The following is a 1519-nucleotide window of genomic DNA, read 5'->3' as shown; positions in this document are numbered from 1 at the left end:
CTCACGCGGCGGCCGACCACCCGCCTTCGACCGACAGACCTACCGGCTCCGCAACGTCGTCGAACGCTGCTTCAACCGGCTCAAGCAATGGCGCGGCCTCGCCACCAGATACGACAAGACCCGCGAGTCCTACCAGGCCGCCGTCACCATCGCCTCGATTCTGCTCTGGATCTGATCTTTGAAGACGATCCCTAGCCCTTCGAAGCTTGCCACCGGTCTCCTGCAAGACCTCGATGCGGTCGTCGCCGGCCTCACCCTGCACTACAGTTCCGGGGCGGTCGAGGGCCACAACAACAAGATCATTCTGTGGAATCTGTGGTGTCAAGTTCCCCGCGCATGACGGCTGCTCAAGCCACCTTGCTCTGCTCAGCGGGGGAACATGTCGGTGTTGGGATCCGGTTCGTTGGTGAAGGGGTCCCGGCCGGCTTTCCATCGGACCTGCTGCTCGCGCCAGTGAACGAACCTTGGAGAGGTCTTGCCCCAGAGTGAGGAGTCGCTCAGGGGGCACGCGGCGAGGTCAGCGGTGAAGATCCGCAAGAGGAATCGAGTCATGCCGCAGCCGAACAGGGTCCAGCGTTCGGGGGTGTGCCGGCCCCAGACCAGGACCGGTCAACGGTCGGGATCGGGGTCAATGGTGAGCCAGCACAGGAGATCAGGTCCGGATGTCTGACCCCAGGGGAGGATGTGAGCCGGGTTGAGCTCGGGGCGTCGTCGAGCCGGGGGTGTGCTCCCACGTCGCGCGGGCGCCCGAGATCTCGTCCTCGATGGCACCGGGATCCCACTGGATACCGTCCTGGTGCAAAGGGAGGAAGACATTGAGCAGGTCGTCGATGCCTCCGCCGCCGTAGAGCGACATGAACGCCTTATAGTCGCTGGGCAGCCGACAGTCCAGCCGCTCCTCAACCGAGGGCCAGTCCAGGGCCTCGTCGACGCCGAAGGTCGGGGCCATGACATGGGCCAGTGCTGCGATATCCGGATGCTCAGTCATGGGATCCCCCTTCGAGTCGGTTGGCTCAACCTAGCGGCTTGGGCGGACAACACGGCCGGCGGGAGCTGTCTTGGACCCGCGCACCGGTTTCAAGGAGCGCTAGAGATCGTCTTCAAAGATCAGATCCAGAGCAGGATTGAGGCGATAGTGACGGCGGCTTGGTAGGACTCGCGGGTCTTGTCGTAGCGGGTGGCCAGGCCGCGCCATTGCTTGAGGCGGTTGAAGCAGCGCTCGACGACGTTGCGGAGCCGGTAGCGGGCGCGGTCGAAGCCCGGCGGCCGGCCCCCTCGCGAGCCCCGGTTGAGGCGGTTCAGGCTCTGGTCGGCGCGTTCGGGGATGGTGTGCGGGATGCCGCGTCGGCGCAGGTAGGTGCGGATTTTTCGGGAGCTGTAGCCCTTGTCGGCGATGAGGTGGTGGGGTCGGGTGCCCGGCCGCCCCGACCCGACCCGAGGAACCCGGATCGCCTCCAGGACGGCTTCGAGACGGGTGCAGTCGTTGGCGTTGCCGCCGGTCAGGACGAAGCCGAGCGGG

Annotated in this window: 4 protein-coding genes; 1 reads left to right on the top strand and 3 read right to left on the bottom strand. The window is 65.8% G+C overall.

What is annotated here, in order from left to right; genetic code table 11:
* Nucleotides 1-175, top strand: a 175-nt coding sequence (locus IF30_RS0140195) for an IS5/IS1182 family transposase (protein ID WP_030241985.1), incomplete at its 5' end; no start/stop codon positions are given.
* 191 nt (nucleotides 176-366) lie between these two features.
* Here the strand turns inward: IF30_RS0140195 and IF30_RS48470 are convergent.
* The 3 genes from IF30_RS48470 to IF30_RS0140185 all read right to left on the bottom strand — a co-directional run.
* A complete protein-coding gene (locus IF30_RS48470) occupies nucleotides 367-552 on the bottom strand; it encodes a hypothetical protein (RefSeq protein WP_158835989.1) in 186 nt (61 codons plus the stop codon).
* 100 nt (nucleotides 553-652) lie between these two features.
* Nucleotides 653-988: an SMI1/KNR4 family protein gene (locus tag IF30_RS46160; protein WP_051712270.1), complete on the bottom strand. Its 336-nt coding sequence runs from the start codon at nucleotides 986-988 to the stop codon at nucleotides 653-655.
* Nucleotides 989-1107: 119 nt separating this feature from the next.
* Nucleotides 1108-1519, bottom strand: a 412-nt coding sequence (locus IF30_RS0140185) for an IS5 family transposase (protein ID WP_030248037.1), incomplete at its 5' end; no start/stop codon positions are given.

Origin of the sequence: Streptomyces sp. NRRL S-350 (assembly GCF_000719705.1) — a bacterium.
Taxonomy (GTDB): Bacteria; Actinomycetota; Actinomycetes; order Streptomycetales; family Streptomycetaceae; genus Kitasatospora.
This window is presented reverse-complemented; position numbering and strand designations above follow the sequence as displayed.

Coding starts and splice junctions, on each gene's coding strand:
- IF30_RS46160 (WP_051712270.1), bottom strand. CDS start 988: ATGACTGAGCATCCGGATATCGCAGCACTGGCCCATGTCATGGCCCCG.
- IF30_RS48470 (WP_158835989.1), bottom strand. CDS start 552: ATGACTCGATTCCTCTTGCGGATCTTCACCGCTGACCTCGCCGCGTGC.